At 43.5% G+C, this 20,254-nt stretch carries 2 protein-coding genes; both read right to left on the bottom strand.

The genetic code is table 11. The features are described from left to right. Window positions 1-48: 48 nt before the first annotated feature. Window positions 49-13,032 carry a glycosyl hydrolase family 95 catalytic domain-containing protein gene (locus H70737_RS30715; RefSeq protein ID WP_042188177.1) on the bottom strand — a complete coding sequence of 4,328 codons (12,984 nt, stop codon included), beginning with the start codon at window positions 13,030-13,032 and terminating at the stop codon, window positions 49-51. 83 nt (window positions 13,033-13,115) lie between these two features. Continuing rightward, on the bottom strand, window positions 13,116-20,144 hold the full coding sequence (locus tag H70737_RS14145) for a discoidin domain-containing protein (protein ID WP_042188175.1): 7,029 nt from the start codon (window positions 20,142-20,144) through the stop codon (window positions 13,116-13,118). Between the last annotated feature and the right edge of the window lie 110 nt (window positions 20,145-20,254).

Below are 20,254 nucleotides of genomic sequence, written 5' to 3'. Positions count from 1 at the left end.
AAAACTCGGCTCAAACTTATCGTTTGAACCGAGCCTATTTAATATTACTTAATTCATAAACTTCAAATATTGCAAAAGCTGTTTAATCATCAACGCTGCCTCAGCACGTGTTGATGCGTCTTGCGGTGCAAATGTTGTTTCTGTTTTCCCTTTGATTAATCCTTTCTCTGCCGCTTCTGTTACCGCTTCGCTAGCATAATCAGAGATTTGGTCCTGATCGGCAAATGATGTGCGCAATTGAGCTTCTGATCTATGATCTCCTTGAACGAGCTGAACAGCGTTCATGATCATCACGACCATTTGCTCTCTTGTAATAATTGTATCCGGGCTGAATTCCCCTTCGCCTATGCCTTGAACCAACCCGAGTTTCGCAGCTATATTCACGTCCTCCGCATACCACGCCGTGGCACTAACATCTGTAAACACATTTGTTAACGAATCCGTTAATAATCCCAGCCCTCTAACTAATAGTGCTGCAAATTGAGCTCGTGTGACCTGGTTTGCTGGAGCAAAGGTCCGCTCCGTCATTCCGTTAATGATCAGTTTAGATGCCAACGTATCAACATCCTTTTGCGCCCAATGTCCCATCATGTCATCGAATGTTTTCTTGTTCTGAACGATGGTGTATAGACCATTTGCATTTCCGAAGATCGAAACTTCAGTCTTGCCGTTCTTCATAGTGAACACCGATGGCACGAATCGCAATTGTCCTGTAAGCGGATCGATCATAACTGCGGTTGCAGTCGAAGGATCTTGAATGACACCATTCATATACATAACGCGCGTCACAAAAGAATTCCCCAGATGTTGGATCTCCTCTTCTTTATCATTCGATTTAAGAATGACTTTGAATGCGATGATGTCACTTATCCGCTTCAAGCCTTTTTCTAATTTAGAGTGTTCGAACTTTTGATCCTGCTGTGAAGTCAAATTATCGATTCGAATGACTAAGGTAGCACCCTCATCTTTAGCAGCCTTCTCCACATCCTCACGATTCAGAATGGAAAGCGGAAGGTCATAAGAACCCAAATGACTTCGTAAGGTGAAAATAGTTTCGCTACTTCCTTTCATACTGTTGTACAGAATTGGAAGAGGGAACTCTACAGCGTTCAAGTCATGCTCTCCTGGAATTTCAAAATGAAGAACCGAACGATCCTTAGCTGCCATGAGATCAGCTAATGTCTGTGCCAATCGCTTGCTATCAATGACCGCCGTCACCGACGTGTGGCCGTCTTGCGTTGAGATCCGTAGGTCCGTTTCTTTCAGTTCATAGCGATTCGGATCTTCTTTGACTTGTGGCGTAGTTGTGTTTCCACTGCTGTTGTTAGTATTACTATTATCGTTACCGTTGCCATTTCCGTTTTCATTACCAGATTGATTGCTTTGTCCTGTAATGGTTATAGATTTTTCTCCAATTACTCCGGAGCCGTCATTTGCAGTTACAACCACTTTTACGATGCCATCCTTAGCAGCTGTCAGCAAACCATGAACATCAATGGTCGCTTTATCTGTAGCTGTTCGGCTATCAGCTTCGAATACAGCCCATGTTACCGACTTATTCGTAGCATTATCAGGCAGCACGATAGCGCCTAATTGCAGGCTTCCGTTCTTAGCAGTAATCGTAGACACATTACCCACACTAGTGATGTCAATCGTTCCAACATACACTGTTTCAGTACCCGGATCGATAATGTCCGTTTGACCACTTATGGTTATAACCATGTCTCCTTGGACACCAGAACCATCAACTGCTGTAGCTACCACCTTCACAGTCCCGTCTTTCACAGCTGTGAGCAAACCGGATACATCAATGGTTGCGATATCCGTTTCTGTTATACCATCCACTTCGTATACAGCCCATGTTACTGACTTATTCGTAGCATTAGCAGGTAGCACGGTAGCACCTAGTTTCAAAGTTCCATTCTTAGCAGTAATCGCGGACACATTTCCTGAGCTTGTGATGTTAATCGTTTCAACATTCACAGGATCAGTGCCTGGATCGATAATGTCCGTTTGACCACTTATGGTAATATCCATTTCATCATGAACACCAGAGCCATCCGTTGCTGTGGCGACCACCTTCACGGTTCCATCTTTCACAGCCGTCAGCAAACCGGAGAGATCAATGTTCGCTTTGTCCGTTGCTGTTGTGCCATCTTCTTCATACACAGCCCATGTTACCGACTTATTAGCATGGGTAGGAAGTACGGTAGCGCCTAATTGGAGCGTTCCGTTCTTAGTCGTAATCACTGATGATTCACTTGTAATCGTGATCGATTGCACCATCTCATGATTGTTGATACTCTCCTCCATCGCTTGCAACGCAGCAGTTAAATCATTCGCCGCTTGCTGCAATTGCTGCTGCGTAACAGATAAGCTGTCACGTACTTTCTTCGCTTGATCAATGGCTTTTTGCAATGTTTGTTTTGAACCTTCTGGATACTGGCCATCTTCAGTCCCTTCAATAGCAATGTCGTGCATGCTTTGTGCACTCATGATAAGTACTTCAAGGTCTTGATAGTCTATATCCATTTCATTCTTCACGATGTTAAGCTCTGCCGCGGAAGCCAATCCACCATGACCTTCGATAGCAGTAAGTCTTAGGTATCTACTAGCGACCGGAGTGAATTCTGCGTTTTTCTCAGTGCTGTCATCATCCCAGCGTCCGCTAGTAACCGGTGTGAAGTTGACTCCATCCAAGCTTGTTAATAACTCATAAGAAGTAATATTTCCGTTTTGTGCCCCATTTTGCCTTGGCAAATACTTTAATTTCGAAATGACGTGTGTATTCCCAAGATTAAGGGTGATCGACTGTGGAAGCGGATTAGACAAATCCCACTTCGTATGCCAGATTGTCGCCGGATTCCCATCGATGGCTTGCGAAGCATCATTATTATCACCACTTGTCTCTTCACTCGTTGCCGTAGCTGTCATTTGCGATTGCGGGATCAACGACGTATCAATCGGAACTGCGCCGTACACGTCAAATTCCCAAAAACTTGCCCAACCATCGGACATATCCGTCACATGAATTCGTACATACCTTGCGTGCGTATTGAAATAGTCGAACTGCACTTGCTGTGAGCTTGACTTTTCTACTACGGATGCCCAGTTTACATCGTCTTCTGAAACCTCGATTTGATATCCATACTTTTTATTATCCATTTCCCACTTCACTCGAGTACCCGATAAATCGTAAATCCCTCCTAAATCTACCTTGTACCAATGTCCGACATCTCCGTCGGCCGCGCTCCAACGAGTCGTTTCATTCCCATCGTTACCAGCCGCTTCTGGGTTGTTGCTTTGATAGCTGTCTGCGGTAGCGGACTTATTAAGCGCAACGTTCTGAGGATCACTAAAGACTTGAATTTCCTTGATCGCTGGTTTCTCTTTTCCACTGCCCCCTGCTAGTGAATCTACGGATACCCGTACATATCTAACCCCAGTTGCCGTATAGTTGTCTGGTCTCATATCTTGACCTGAGGCCGAGCGGCCCGCCATTTGTAACCATTCTTTACCGTTGGAGGAAACCTCTATTCTATAGGTGTAATAGATGTTATCCCTTCCCCAAAGGATTTTGCTGCCTGTTAAATTGTAGGAGGCACCTAGATCCACTTGCCACCATCCAGGGGCATCGCTACTAGCCTCCCACCATGTGGCATTGATTCCGTCGTTTGCATTGTAAGCTTCGTTGCCAGTTAACGAACTGCTTGCGCTGACGGATTTATTCAATGCGACATTTACCAACTCTGGGCGCTGAGTCGCCTGATTTTGAACCGGAGCTACGCCAAACACTTTTAACTCGTTGAAACTAGCCTGACCGGTTTGCACACCCGTTAACGTTACGCGTACATACCGAGCATTAGCGACAAGCTTATCCCTCTGCTGTGCTGTTGCTATCGTATTTTTGGTTTTATCCAAAATGGTCGTCCAGTTCCCCTGATCTTCGGATACATCAATTTTGTACTGATTATAGGAGCTACTATTCGCCCAAACGATTTCAGATCCCGTAATGTTATAGGCATCTCCTAAATCTACTTCCCACCATTGATCTGAATTGCTGTTTGTAGCTGTCCATCCAGTAGTCTCATCTCCATCATTTCCGTTCGTTCCTGGATTTTCGCTTTGCTCGCTGCTTGTTCTAACGGTTTTGTTTAAGGCAACATTCTCACCTTCAAACCAGTTGTCTCCTCCATCACTTCCACCGGGAACAAACATACTTTGATTTGGAACACTGGTAATTTCAGCACTTCCCGACAGCAATCCGCTCGCTGAGGCCGTTAATTTCAAAGTGCCATCCACAAGAGAAGATTTCACAAGCGCAGCGGCAACGCCACCTTCCACGGCAACCGGATTGGCAAAGGTTCGTGTCTCACCATTTCCGATGAGCCCTCCTGGGCCACTCAAGTTTAAAGAAACTGAAACATCATTTGTCGGAACTATATTGTTGTTAGCGTCCCGCACCGTAATATAAGCCATTACCAGATCGGAGCCGTCTGCAACAAGTTCCTTCCCCTTCTTATCGTACTCAACCGCCAAATGATCCGCCTGTCCCGGCGTATTCACGGTATGAGAAGCGACGACCTCACCGTCAATCAGTCCATCAGCCCGCAACGTTCCTGCTGACCAAGGAACATTGTTGAAAGTAAATGTCGGATGGGCGACATACTTTAATCCGCTGTCAGGACTACGGGTATCAATCAGTTTATTATTCAAATAAAGTTTAATTTGCTGCGTATTGCTAGTTACTGTAACATTCCTAGATGAAGATGGTGTCCAATAATTAGCGATATAAACCATCGGTCCAGAGTCGATACCACTTAGCTTCACATCAGGATTACGCTGACTTTGGAAGAAATAATAATTAAATTTCGGATAACGATCCAGATCCACTAGGCCTGAATATGCCGGGTCAGAATCCATACCCCGGTTGTTGTCGCTAAAGCTCCAAACTGAATGTCCGGCTATACGTGGATTGGCATTGAGGCCCGCCCAGTCGAAGTAGCCTTCACCATTTAGCGCCTTTTGACGCATGATGATGGAGTTGAGCATGTCGGTTTCGCCCACTTTGCGGACTGATCGATATCCCGTAGGACTTGTTGCGCTTTCCGACCAATCATCTCCCCATTCCCTTGTAAAGAGTGGTTTGAATGCTGTATCTAATTCTTTGTAGTTCACATCATAAACTTCTTTTCCGAAGAATCCGTATTCTGCAGATGTGTATGTCTGATCTCCTGGATATTCTTCATGGGTAGCATTATGTGCGTTTTGTGCATACTCCAGCGAGTAGAACGTTTCATTCAAGCTGGATTCCCACATAATAATACTCGGATGGTTTCGATCACGGCGTACCATATCCCGTATGGCTTGATAAGAACGCTCTTGGAAGACAGAATCTCCGAAGAACTGCCAGCCTGGCGTTGGGGCGATGACAGTCAATCCAAGCTCGTCTGCCGCATCCAGGAACGCAGGATCCTGTGGATAATGACCCGTACGCACATTATTGAAACCGCCTTCTCGAAGCTGCATGGCGTCTCTGTACTGTCCAGAGTTAGGCATTGCATTACCGACATACAAATACTCTTGGTGGCGATTTGCGCCATTTAACATTAATTTTTCACCATTGATAAGAAAACCTTGATCAGGTGTAAATTGAATGTGACGAATCCCGATACGGGTCTTATAGCTATCAACATAAGCAGCTCCATCATTCACAGCGGTATACACCGTATACAGATTAGGATGGTCAGGATGCCAAAGCTGTGGTTTGGATATCGTCGTCGATTGGACAAATGTATGATCGCTTCCCGCTCCTATTTTCTGTGGATCACTCACCATTGTGGCAACCACTTGATTATTGCTGTCTACAATCGTGGTTTTTACACTGGTGTTCTTAGCGCTCGTGTATTCATTGATGATATTTGTCTTCACCTGCACCGTCGCTTCCTCTTTGCTCACCTCTGGGTAAGTAACAAAGATGCCACCGTCCGCCACCTTATTTGCGTATATAGCATCGGAAACGTGTAAATTGTCCATGACATGCAGTTTAACATCTCGATAAAGTCCGCCGAAATATTGAAAGTCCAAACCGCTTTGCGGCTTGCCAGGTGGCGTTTGTGGGTCATCTCTGTTATCAAGCTTGACTGTAATGACGTTCGTTGCCCCCTCTAATTGAACATATTTCGTGATGTCGAATGTAAACGGGGTGTAGCCTCCGTGATGGACACCTAGATAAGTGCCGTTTATCCACACTTCAGCGTTGATCATCGCACCTTCGAATTCTATAAATAGCTTCTTGCCGCTGTAAGAATTGTCGAGTGTGAAATGTCTTCGATACGTTGCAAAGCCTTGGTAGCTTTGATTAGAGCCGCCGCTAATCTTTGGCTCCAGACGCACACTATGAGGCAGATTGACTCCCTCCCAGGCGCTATCGTCAAAACTTGCCACTTGGGCTCCGCTTACATCCTCACGTTTGAATAACCAACCTGTGTTGAAATTTAGTTCCTCACGATTCGTCGGATCAGTAGATGGATTCTCATCATTTTGACCAGTGATGATAATAACTTTTTCACCGAAGAGAGAAGAATCATTCGTCGCTGTTGCAATGACTTTTACATTTCCATCCTTCGCAGCCGTCAACACACCAGATGGATTGATTACCGCTTTATCTGTTGCAGTGCCATCCACTTCAAAGACACTCCATGTCACTGGCTGATCAACCGGAAGCACGACTGCCCCTAATGAAAGACTTCCGCCTTTAACGTTAATACGGTTAGTTGTGCTTGTGATCGTGATAGATTTAGCATTCGAATCATTAATTTTGAGCGATTCAAAGGTTTGTAGCGCAGTATTCAAGGTATCGTAAGCCTTTTGTAACTGCTGTGATGTGATTGAAGTGCTATTAATGACTTGTTGTGCTGTTTTAATGGCCGCCTGTAGCGTTTGTTTCGAACCAGCCGGATATTGACCTATGCTACTTCCTTCAACGGCGCCATCATGCTTGCTTTGTGCATTCGCTATAAGCTTAACTAATTCCTGATACCCTACGTCACTAGCATCTTTGCTAACATGGAGCTCTGCCACAGATGCATAGCCTCCATGACCTGCAGTAGCGGTAAGCTTCAGGTATCTGCTTGTAATCGGAGCGAATGTTGCAATTTTCTCATTGCTGTCATCACTCCAGCTTCCGCTTGTAAACCGTGTAAATGATATTCCATCCAAGCTTGTTGATAGCTCATAAGATGTAATATTTCCGTTTTGTGCCCCATTTTGTCTTGGCAAATACTTTAGTTTAGATACCATTCTTGGTTTCCCAAGATCTAAAGTTATCGATTGTGGCAACTCCGCAATAGGTTCCCATTCTGTATGCCAGATGGTTGAAGGATCTCCGTCTATGGCATTACCCGCTTCTTCTCCGCTGTGATGACTGGTAGCTTTCGCTGTCATTTCACTTTGCGGAATCTCAATAGCTTCTGAATCGTCAGGTGTATAATCATTCGTTCGCGTAACAACAAACCCTTGAGCCCCATCCACGGAGTCCTTGCCAGGAATCATGCGATTGAAGTTGATTTTTTTATCAGCATCGCTTTCTTTGAAGCTGTTTCCCGCTATAGTAACATCCTTGGATGCATCCAAAGCTAGGTCAAAACCACCTTGATTCGCGGTATTGTTCGTAAACGTAAAGCCGTCCACACTTTTTGCATAAATCTCAGAGTTTCCATCCGGTTTATTAAACTGGTTACTGTCAATCACGATATGGCTGTGTACAGTCTTATCCGGATTCGACAGAGTCGTGCTCGGCTCAACGCTAATCACCGCATTCCCGTTATTATTAAACGTATTGTTGCGGATCAAGACATCCTTCACCATTCCGGATTCGTACCAGCTACTCGCATCATCAGCGATCAGGATCGCACTCATCTGCATACCATTAAAGGTGTTATTCTCGATACGAACAGGACCACGCGTTGTCACGAGGATACCTCTAGTCGGAATCGTTTCAAACTTTGAATTTGTAATGGTAACCTTCGGTGTCCATGTAGCATTTTCCACCACATAGTCATTCTCAGTTATCGACGAAGGTACCGTCTTATCTAGAGTAAGGAGAATTTGAGTATCATTAATACGTGTTACGTTGGTGACCACAGCACTTTCCTTAGAAAGCAAAGTAGATTTATTGATGTACTCCATCGTATCCCCGACGGCAAATGCATCAAAGCCCCAGCTCTCCGGATGCATAAATTGGACCTTCACCTGATTGGATGCCGGAATCTGTACAATCTGCAGATGTGTACCATGAATATTAATGGCATCATCTTGTGCTCCAGCAAAATAGGAGTTCGACACCTGAATATCGCCTTTGCTTCCCGAAACTTGTAGGAAATCCGCCATCGATGCGTTTGTCCGTCCACTTCCTGCCTTAGGCGCAAAGCTCATCTTATCGATCGCTACATTCTCACTATATTGACTGACAATTCCAAGCCCCGGAGCAGCATAGAAATTGACATCCGACCAAACAATATCTTTGCTTCGATAGATCAATGCACCCTGTTCTCTTCTTGCTGTATCCCGTAGTTGGAAGGTGTTACCCACCGTCACATTCGGGCTCTTAGAGAAATTAAATTGCACCTCGCGTTTACCGAGATCCTTCGCACTTGTTGAGCCGTCCAGAGGATTATCTACTCTCCTGGTTTGTTTGGTGAGGGGATTATACTCTTGCACCGCACGTACATTTTGAGTCCCGTTCTCAGTCCAGTTCTCTTCTCCGAACCATACTAATTGATTATTCTGAATAGAGTACCATGAGTCCTGATGTATGCTCGCTTTCATGAAGTTATTGCCCACTTCAGTAACGGTCATCTCCGACACTACAGGACGGTTAAAATCAATATTGATTCCGTTCACCTTGATATTGGTCGCATGGTCAAATACGATGGGTGTCATTACTCCATGGAACAACAAGGTCGAGCCATTCCCTCGAATGGTAAGGTCATCGATATCTTTGAATAGAAGACCTACTTTTCGACTGCTGCTTGGTGTCTGCTGAATAGTCGATGTATTTGAAATAAAATATCGCACTTGATTGGCGGTTGATGCTTTAAAGTGGTAAGTTTCTGTCGGGAAGTCTAGAATAACTGGCTTCTGTGCCGTCTTGGCGGCCTCAATTGCAGCACTAACTGCATCCCCTGCGTCTTCCCCTTTATAATTCAAGGTGATTACACTATAGTCAACTCCGTTAATTGTTTCTTCCGTTTGTTTATAATAATCCTCGGATTTATTCATGCCCTTAACTACACGAGACTGAATATCCGCACGGTCGATTGAAATAAAGGTGTTACTTGCATTGGCATTCTTCTGATCTGTAACCCGGATATTGAGCACATGCTCCTGATTCAACATCTCCGAGCTTTCAAAAAGAAGCTGTTGATCTAAACGCGAAGAGGCGTAAGTATCAACCAGTTGTTCAGGACCATCGTCGATGGAAAACGCAACAATCCCCTGATTATCGTTCTTAGCTCCATACAATTGCACCTTTGAGCCAGTAAAACGCAAAAGTGCGTATGAACCCGCCTTGTTAGAGTAGTGGTTGTCACGACTGAATGCCCCACCTTCGGAAGTAGTATAGTCCCAACCTGAACTGTATACAAACTGATCACTTCCTGATCCAGTTGCATTGTCGTTCACGGTTCTATCTAACGAAAATACAAACTTCTGATTATTTCCTGTTCCGGCTTTATTTTGCACGAATTGTTCACCGTTTGATAAACGGTTATCGGGCATTTCAATGACTTTGCCACTAGCCCGGTTTTTCAATTGAAAGTAACCATCACCTACATCTACGACAGACCATTCATCTTTGTAGTTCGTATCACCGATGAAAGTGGCTTGAATAATTCCCGCACCATCTGCTGTTGAAGCATTCTCTACAGCCAATGCTTTTGAACTGCTCATTGAAATTATTTTGTAATAGCCTGGATCTGTCTTCATAAACATCCATTGCTGATTCCAGCCTGAACCTGCAGTCCATTGTATGATTGCGGCCCCGTCTGCTTTTGAATCTTCATTTACGTCCATACGAAGATTGCTGTGTTGAACCGTTAGATTGAACTTCTGCTGATCATATAAATCTCTTACAGGATCTATTTTCAATAATTGCTCATCTGAATCTGTTATTGAAGTTTGGATCAGCTGTGCCCCATTCTCTGTGTTGCCTGATGCAGTAAGTGCTTTATCGCTATTGCGATTAGCCAACTGATAATAACCGTTCCCTTTATCTACGAGTAGCCATTCATCATTATATGATTTGTCTGATGTATAGGTTTGCTGTACGAGCTTCGCACCATCATCCTTTGACGAATCTAATACGGCAATCACTTTTTTACTCGTGTTATTAGTAATTTTGTAGTAGCCATCACTTACACTTTCTAAATACCACTGCTGACTGCTAGATAACGATTCTGGCATTTGAATAACTGCTGCTTGCTCTTGCTCCGATGCCCCTTCAATGTCCAGTAAATGACCGCTGTTCTTCATTGTCATCTTATACATTTGTCCGTCTTGAAGAGGAATTGAAACAATCGAGTAAACGTCTCCAACTTGTGTGTCGAAGGAAATTTGATTGTTATTGTCTACAGTATAATTCACCTTCTCCCCAACCTGATTTATGACACTTGCACCTGCTATGTTTGGATAGGCAATCACTGCACGATTACCTTTATTCGATTTGACGCTGATATTTGAAGCTCTTGAATGGTTCCAATTCACACTGACCTCAAATCCCCCGCGGGCAACCAAGCCTGAATAACTTCCTTTCGGCCATGAAGCTGGGAGCGCTGGCAAAACATCAATATTGTCCAAATGACTTTGTAGCAGCATTTCAGACATGCCGGACGTAGCTCCGAAATTGCCATCGATTTGGAATGGCGGATGCGTATCGAATAAGTTGTTTAATGTACTTCCAGTAAGCTGACCCTCTAGAATCGTATGTGCATGTGTGCCATCTTGCGCACGAGCCCACATGTTAATTTTGTTAGCTTTGCTCCACCCGGTACCCTCGTCTCCGCGATGCTGTAATGACACTCTGGCAGCTTCCATAAGCTCAGGTGTATTTTTGTTAATTTGCTTGCCTGGATATAAGGCAACTAGTTGGGACAAATGCCGATGCTTGTTATTCGGATCGTCGATGTCCTCTTTCCATTCTTGAATTTGACCGTACTTTCCTATTTTGATTGGAGACACCTGATTTAATTTACTTTGTACTTCCTCACGAAAATCGGAATCGACAGCTAATGTTGTACTTGCCTCCAAGTAGTTAGTAAATAAATCTTGTACAAGCTGTTGATCATAGGCACATCCTGTACTGATCGTACCTTGCTCTGGTGAGTAACATGGTGTGGATACCAATGTCCCATCCGTATCTTCTACTAAATACTGGGTCCAAAATCGCGTCGTTTCCTTCAATATTGGATAAACACGTGACTTTAGTAGATCGACATCTCCGGAAAATTTATAACTCTCCCAAATATTATTTGCTATAAAAGCATTGGATGCCGGCGACCAGCCCCAATCAAAATCCCATCCAGGCGCAGTATATCCGAATGGATTGTTTGCCACTCCAATCGACCACGCATTAGTAATGCCATAATATTTTTCGGAAGAAATACGCCCCGGAGTACGCAGCGAATCTATGTAATCGATCAGTGGTGTCATTGTCTCCGAGAGATTCGTTACCATCGCTGGCCAATAGTTCATTTGAATATTGATATTAAAATGATGGTCGCTGCTCCAAGGCGCTCTATTAGAATTATTCCACACGCCCTGTAAGTTGGCCGGTAGTGAACCGGGACGAGAAGATGAAATCAACAAATATCGGCCATATTGATAAAATAAAACCTCAAGTGCTTTACTTTTCGTTCCTGCATAGGTGGCTAAGAGCTCGTCTGTCGGAATCGTAGGCTTAGACTCTCCCAAGTCTAATTTCACACGATCAAATAATGACTTATAATCTTTCTTATGATTCTCAAGTAATGTTTCGTAAGATTTACTCTCAGCGGCATCCAATATCGCCACTTCCTCATTATGCGGATCAGTGCCTCTATAATTAGGATAGCTGTTGGCATAGTTGGTGCCTAATGATGTAAGGATTGTTAATGAATCTACATTCGCTGCATGGATCTTTCCGTTACCTGATGTTATATTTCCACCTTGATTTAGGACGCGGAAGTTACCTTCATATAGCATATTGTTGTCTAGTACATTACCCCTAATATTAATGTTGTTGCCATTCGCCGTGACGGTCCCTCCCTGAGCACTTGTCGGGCGTACATCCAAGGACAGCTTACCCGGCTGATTGGCTGTCAGGCGAGTAACCATTACTTTATCTGGATAACTGACAAAGTATTCTCGTGTATACTCTACTCCATCCAGCGTGTATTTAACTCGAGATATCGCGTCTTCAAGATCAAGCTCCCGGCGATAATTCTCTACATTGGTTGTTGAGGACTTCTCAAAGTCCAGGTACAAGTCACCAAAGGTTAGATAACTTCCTAATCCTTCATTCAAGCCTGTAAGATTCTCATCCGCTTCTTTGTGAGCACCATCGATATCCCCCGCGCGGAGTTTAGCTCGGACACTCTCTAAATGATCTGCACCACCCTCGCGATTACCGAATGTATACGGGTTAGACGTTGTTGGTTCATCCGTGGAAGGCCAAGTATATACAAAAGAAGAACCTGGACCACCAGACCACAACGTTTTTTCATTTAAATGAATGCGTTCTTGCTCGATGCCACCGAAGATCATCCCTCCCATAAGGCCATTTCCAATTGGAAGCGCATCAGTTTCCCAATTTATCGCCGGTTGTCGGTACCATAGGGACAATTTATTCTCCGGAGCATCAGACATTCTATTAATTGCGCTTACAGGTTCTGCTTTAGCTATGGGAACTGATATAGGATTCTGAATAATTAAGCTCAATGATAAAGCGCTTACAGTCAAATATTTAGCTAAAGGTTTGATTTTAATCAAGATCATTCACTCCTCCTTATAACTAGTTGATAATCATTGTGCTCGGTTCACAGTTCAGTGTGAGCCGAGCACAATTTTTAAACATTTATCTAGTTCATAAACTTCAAGTATTGCAAAACTTGTTTGATCATCACCGCTGCCTCAGCACGTGTGGCTGCATCTTGCGGAGCAAAAGCTGTTTCTGTTTTGCCTTTGATTAATCCTTGGCTTGCTGCTTCTGTTACGGCTTGGGTAGCGTAACCAGAGATACTAGCTTGATCGGCAAATGGAGTGCGCAATTGAGCTTCTGCTCTATCATCTCCTTGAACGAGCTGAATAGCGTTCATGATCATCACGACCATTTGCTCTCTCGTAATCCGTGAATCCGGACTAAATTTACCTTCACCAACGCCTTGAACCAAACCAAGTTTCGCTGCTGTGTTCACATCCTGTGCATACCACGCAGTTGTATTAACATCTGCAAACACATTCGTTAACGACTCCGTTGATAACCCCAGTCCTCTTACCAGTAGTGCCGCAAATTGAGCACGTGTAACTTGGCCTGCTGGTGCAAACGTCCGATCCGACATTCCGTTAATGATCAGTTTAGAGGCTAAGGTTTCAACATCCTTTTGTGCCCAATGTCCAATCATATCATCGAATGTTTTCTTGTTCTGAACGATGGTGTATAGACCATTTTCATGTCCGAAGATCGAGACTTCAGTCTTGCCGTTCTTCACATTAAACACCGATGGTACGAAACGCATTTGTCTTGTAACCGAATCGAATATAACAGCGGTCGCAGTCGATGGATCTTGAATAACGCCATCCATATTTATGACACCTGTCATAAACGGATTTCCGAAACGTTGAAGCTCTTCTTCTTTATCATTCGATTTAAGAATGACTTTGTACGCGATGATGTCGCTTACTCGTTTCATTCCTTTTTCTACTATGGATTGTTCAAACTTCTGCTCATGCTGTGAAGTCACATTATCCATTCGAATGATTAAGGTTGCACCCGCAACTTTAGCAGCTTTCTCAAGTTCTTCACGATTAAGATTGGCAAGTGGAAGTTCATAACTGCCTAAATGGCTTCTTAGTGTTATGATTGTTTCCTTATTTGCTTTCAAGCTGTTGTACAAGACATCCAATGGCAAATTGACTGCATTCCATGAATTCATTCCCGGAATCTCGATGTCAAGATTAGGACTTCCTGTTGCTTGCTTAAGTGCTTCTAACTTCTTCGCTAAAGCTTCCTTATCAATGTTAATGGTCAGGCTCGTTGTTCCGTTCTGTGCAGTTTCATTTTGTAGTTCTTTACCAGTTGGCACATAACGATGAGGATCTTCTTTTGTAGGAGGGGTCGTTGGTGTAGGTGTAGGACTCGTTGATGTCGTTGGGTTGACTGGATTTGTTCCTGGATTTGTTCCCGGGCTTGGAGTAGGCTCTGGGCTGTCATTTTGACCGCTTATCATAATCTCTTTTATTCCGTAAACTGTGGTGTTGTCAACGGATGTTGCAACGACTTTCACAACGCCGTTCTTGGCAACCGTTAACAGCCCATTTGTATTGATGATTGCTTTATCCGTTACAGTTTTTCCATCTGCTTCATAGACCGCCCACGTAACGGACTTATTCGTAGCATCAGCTGGTAGAACTTCCGCTTGTAACTGCAGAGTTCCATTTTTCACTTCAATGGACGACGAAACGCTCGTGATTGAGATAGACTGTACTTTAACATGTTGATTCTTTGAAGCCTTTAATACTTGAATTGCTGAATTCAAATCATTTGTTGCTTGTTCTAACTCAGACTGTGTAGCTGAATCATTGTCAAGCACTTGCTGTGCCTCCATGATCGAATCCATCAGTTTCTGTTTCGAACCTATTGCATACTGACCAACAGCCGTTCCTTCCACGACTAAATCATGAATGGTTTGAGCATCAGCGATACGCGCTGCAAGTTGTGCTCTATAAACATCCTCACTTACGATTACATTCGCAACAGCTAGAATGACTGTGCCGTCTACCATTCCACTCACGCTAAAGCTACCCGCTTCGGCATACTGTGAAGGATCAATTACGCCCCATACAACTGATTTATTTTGGGTTGTTCCATCGCTGTATACAGCCGTTACAACTGTTGGAAGTACAGGTGGAGTTCCAATCACCGTAGCTACATTGACTGGTATGATATTTGTAATCACTGGTGCAGCTAAAGGCTCCCATTTCGCATAGAGAGTAATATCATTTGCCGGAACCGTATCAACAGTAAAATCCCATACTGTATTCAAGGCTGCGTCTTGATACCAATTCACAAATTTAAATCCATCACGAGTCGGTTCTGTTGGCGCAGTAATTTTCGTACCGACTTCAACCCCATACAAGGAAGAAATCGAACTTCCTCCATTACTATTGAAGTTAATAGTCGCACCGGTATTGAGTTGGGAGATTTTCCACTCATCATGCCAACTTACCGCAACTCTGCGATTCTCGTTATCGAGTTCAATTGGAAGCCAAACATATCTGGAATCACTCAAATTATTCGGGTACCAGCGATCGGCCATAAAGATAAATTTATTCGGCACGAGAGCGCCATTACCATCCCGATAAGGCAGTACAAATGTGCTTTGACTTCTGAAGGTAGTACCATCATAGTCGTTAACCATAGGATCGCCTTTATCTTCCCACGGTCCAAGCATACCCTTAGTGGAGACGTGGTATTTGGCACGGTTAGGATTCCAACCAGTCAGCCAGGAAGTAATCATATAATAGGCACCATCTTGCTTAAAGATCGCTGGCGCTTCTCTCTGGTCGCTATGTGCTCTAACATAGTGAGTTCCTTCTAAGGTTTCACCCTTCTCATTCTGAGCTGGACCTGTGTAATCATCATTCAACATCATGATCACGGTCGTATTGTTTTCTTCAGAAGAATAAACCAAGTAGGCTTTGTCATCCGTTGCTTCATTACCATCGTCATCGACATACAAGGTCATATCCCGAAGCATTCCTTCATTGCCACCTTTATCACCTACATTTGGCAATCGGGATGTGCCGAGATATTTGAATGGTCCAGTCGGCGAATCGCTTACAGCAACACCACCTTCTGCTGTCCAATATTCGCCAGCAATCGGTCCGTCTTGATGCCACCACATCACATAATTGTTGTTCTTCTTGTTGTAGACGACTTTAGGACGCTCGACAACTTTATCCCAGTTGAAATCTTTATACATCTTTTGCTTCTCTTCATTCGAATAATTCGAATACAGCGCATTTAGCTCAGCGATTCGAGCTGGTGAATTATGTTTACTGAGCGTATTGTTTGGCGCTTTCATGTTACCTGTGTAATCTTCATCTTTACTTTTAATTTCTACTTTCCTATCCGGATCGTATGGAACCCCGCTATTCTTGTACGTTTCAGAATTTTCATCCAGATATAATGGCAGGTCATTTCCAGCCGGCACTACAGCTTCGCCAAGTTGAGGGTTATTGAAGACAGGCAATACGATGCCTTCATTTTGCCATTTGTACAAATCTTTGGACGAATATGCGTGAACTCCAGTAGGAAGATAACCTTCCGTCTTGTCTTCACCGTACCAGTAATATGTCTTATTCTTCTCGTTGTACAGAATGCCTCCGCCATGTGCTTGAATCGGTACGCCTTCCGTATCTAACCATACTTCACCACTCTTAATGGAGTTTCTGTTATTTACAGTCAAATAGAGATTGTATAAGTCTTTTATCTGTCTGGTGTATTGCGAAATGCTTTCTTCGGTTAAATCACTAAGATCACCGATCGTTGTAATTTGCTTTTCTATCGCAGCTTTCACTTTTGGACTAATGTCTGACAACGTACGCAATTGATCGATTGCTGCTTGTAGTTTACTAGTATCAAAAGTCACTGTTTGTTTCTGACTAACTGCAATTTCTGCAGCGCTGAGTGTGTTACCGTCACCGCCAGTAGTTATAGCCTGAATGGCGATATACCGAGCTTCAACGGATTTGAACGTTGCGGATTGAACACTCGTGCTATAGTCATCAAAAGAGCCATTTGCTGCAAATTTGAAATTCTCGTCCAAATAAGCTTGCGTACCGACAGCGTCAGAAGGTAAATCCTTCAGGTTCGCATCGCTGTAATAGATTTTGAACTGTTTGATGCGGCCATTCGCTTTGTCTAGTCTTGGTGTAACAAGCACCTTCCCAACGTCAGGAACGCTCTCTCCCAGATCTATAACGATATAATCGCCAGATTTGTATTTCCGTCCATTCTTGTCCCAGTTAGATTCGTAGAAGGTAGAAATATCGTTATCCACCATTAGATTAGCAGGATTCGCGTGATAGGCTTCTGGTGTATAGAAAAGGCTCATTCCCTTAATATTTGGATTACTGTTTTGAATATTGGATATTTCAGTTAAGATACGGCTGGCAAATTTCGCGATCTCTTCTTGTGTCGCTGTTGCGCTATTTAGCAGAGTACTAGCTCGACTAAGGATCGCGTCCAGATTCTTGAAGTAAGACTCATCTTTCCCAGAATCTGTTTTGAACTTCTCTGCAGCTTGAATTGCGCTGTCTAAGCTGGAGAAATCCACTTTATATCCCTGCTTGTTAAAAATATTGATCTCTGCAGCCGATGCATATTGCTTACCTGCATCGCTTCTCGATTCAAGTGCAGTAAATCTAACATATTTAGCACCCTGCGCATTAAAGGTTGCTGATTTCTCTGTCTTATCGGCATTCCAAGTTCCTTCTGCAACTACTTTGGTGAATTTATCACCATCGTCACTTACAGAAACTTCGAACTTAGTGACTACACCATTCCAGTCCACATCCTGTCGTGGCAAATATTGAAGTTTGTAAATACCGTTATATGCTTTACCGAGATTATAAGTAATGGAATGCGGAATCGTTGAATATTCGTTGTTATATGCAGTATGCCATTTAGTCCAAATATCGCCATCAATCGTTTTCTCCGGTCCATCCTCAGATGCGGAGTTGTCAGACGTTGCCGTCATCTGGCTTTGTGGGATAAGTCCTAGGCCTAAAACGCTATATTCTACGTTCAGTTTGTAAACGATTTGCGTGATCTCTTCCTGTGTTGCTAAAGTGTTCTTTTGAACAACTTTGGCTTCATCCACCAAATCTTGCAATTCCGATACATTTACATTTGCGTTATTAGCTGAGATATAGTCTTCTGCTCTAGAAATTGCATTAGCGAGTAAAGTCGTATCCACTGTGAAATTGGACTTTCTCATAATATTTATCTCTGCAGCCGATGCGTACTGCGCTCCAGACCCATTACTTTCATCTACCTTTAACCTTACAAACTTCGCTTTTCGCGAAGAAAACGTTGCAGTTTTTTCAGATTTATCGTTCTTCCAGGTTCCTATCGCAACCGGTGTGAAGTTATCGCCATCCGAACTCACTTCGATGGTAAACTTCGTTACGATACCGTTCTCATCTTTATCTTGCCGAGGCAAATAGCTCAGCTTGTTGACATCATCATATTGCGCTCCAAGATCATAAGTAATCGAATGCGGTCCTGCATTATAAGGGTCCCATGACGTATGCCAATTCGTCCAATTATTCCCATCCAGTGTTCTTTCAGCTTCTTCACCAGACTGAGCACTACTTGCGGTTACCGTCATATCGCTCTGAGGAATAAGTAAGTTGCTTGTAAAGGAAGCTCCATCAATTACGAAAGTTGTAATAGATTTCGCGCCAACCTTCGCTTGCAGCATTTTATCCAAAACAGGAATTTTGCCCTTTTGTACGACATTCTCTGTCGCGGAAGAAACATAAGGCGTTGCATCCCCAGTGACCGTATCGAACTGTGACAAATCTAAAGAAATATTTTGACTGGTTACGTTAGGATTTCTATATACAACATGAATTTTTTTAGTTGAAGGATCATAAGCGGCCAACGTGTTATCGTCGGTATCCTCTATGAAACGTGCACCCTGCGGAATAAATTTACTAAATTGCTGCATGGCGTAATACTTCTTCGTATACCACCATTCTTGCGTGTCGAAATCTGCATGAAGGAGACCCCAGTTCATGTTCTCCTTATCCTTTTGCATATTCTTCTCGCTTTCAAACGCTTGCCAAGTGATCCACGCCGTAGGTTCTAGCCAAGTAATGTCCGTCATAATTCTTTCTGCCAATGCTAGTGCTGGTTCGAAATCATCATGGTCGTGGGCAACCCCAGAAGGACCTAAATCCACTTCAGACATCCACAACGTCTTGTCTGCAGCTTTCGCGGCATCTCTGATCTCAGCTCGCTTTGAACCACCGTAGGAGTGGGTATTCATTTTACCAACATTAGCTTTAGTTGTCTCATCATAAGAGTTCCAGTTACTTACAAAGGTGTCCAGAATAGATTCATCCATGGCAGCTATTTGTACAGATTGTAGATTTGCTGCATCCAATTTAGCACGTGTCGTATTTATGATCTTCATTTGAGAACCAACATCCCAGTGGGAACCCTCTTGACCCCCACCGAATCCCCAGTAACTCGTACTAGGTTCATTCACTGGTGATAGATAATTGAAGTCAATATTCCAGTCATCTTTGAAATGCTTAACCACTTCTGTCAAATAATTAGCAAAGTTCTCGTACTCATCCGGCTTCAAGTTGTCTTTTCCCGAATCCCAGTGACCAGTCGTACTTCCGCTTTCCGTCATATAATACGGAGCAGAGTTCGAGAACGCTTCCAGAATGTTGGCACCTCGTTCTTTAGCCGCCTGCAGCCACCAACGCTGATTAGCATCTTGCGCCCAATCAAATACTCCAGGTGATGGCGAGAATCCGGGTACTTCCCCTCCTTGGCGCATCGTATTGTAAGCAGGATTCTCTCCGCCGCCTATATTATATCTAGCAATATTAAAATTCAATCCGTCTGGAGAATATAGTGCATCAGCCATTGCATTTTTGACTTTATCGTTCCAACCACCAGTGATATTACCAAACCAGGCAAGTGAGGTTCCCCACCCCTCCCAAGATTGCTTCATATGGTTTGGATCTAATTTAATCGTAGTATTCGCTGCATCTACCTTCTGACCTGTTAAACCCATAAACATAGGTACGACTAAAGAAATAGAAAGAAAAGACATGGTCAACCTTCGTTTAACTGTAGTAATCATCCAGATTACCCCCTTCTCATAAAAATAATCATAGAAACCACTTCTTTACTATCTTCCGATCAACATTGCAAACTATTTTTTAGATTCCAAACACCTCCTCCATAAAATGT

The organism is Paenibacillus sp. FSL H7-0737 (genome assembly GCF_000758545.1).
Classification (GTDB): domain Bacteria; phylum Bacillota; class Bacilli; order Paenibacillales; family Paenibacillaceae; genus Paenibacillus_AQ.
The sequence above is the reverse complement of the archived record's forward strand: the minus strand, read 5'-3'. Positions and strand labels throughout refer to the sequence as shown.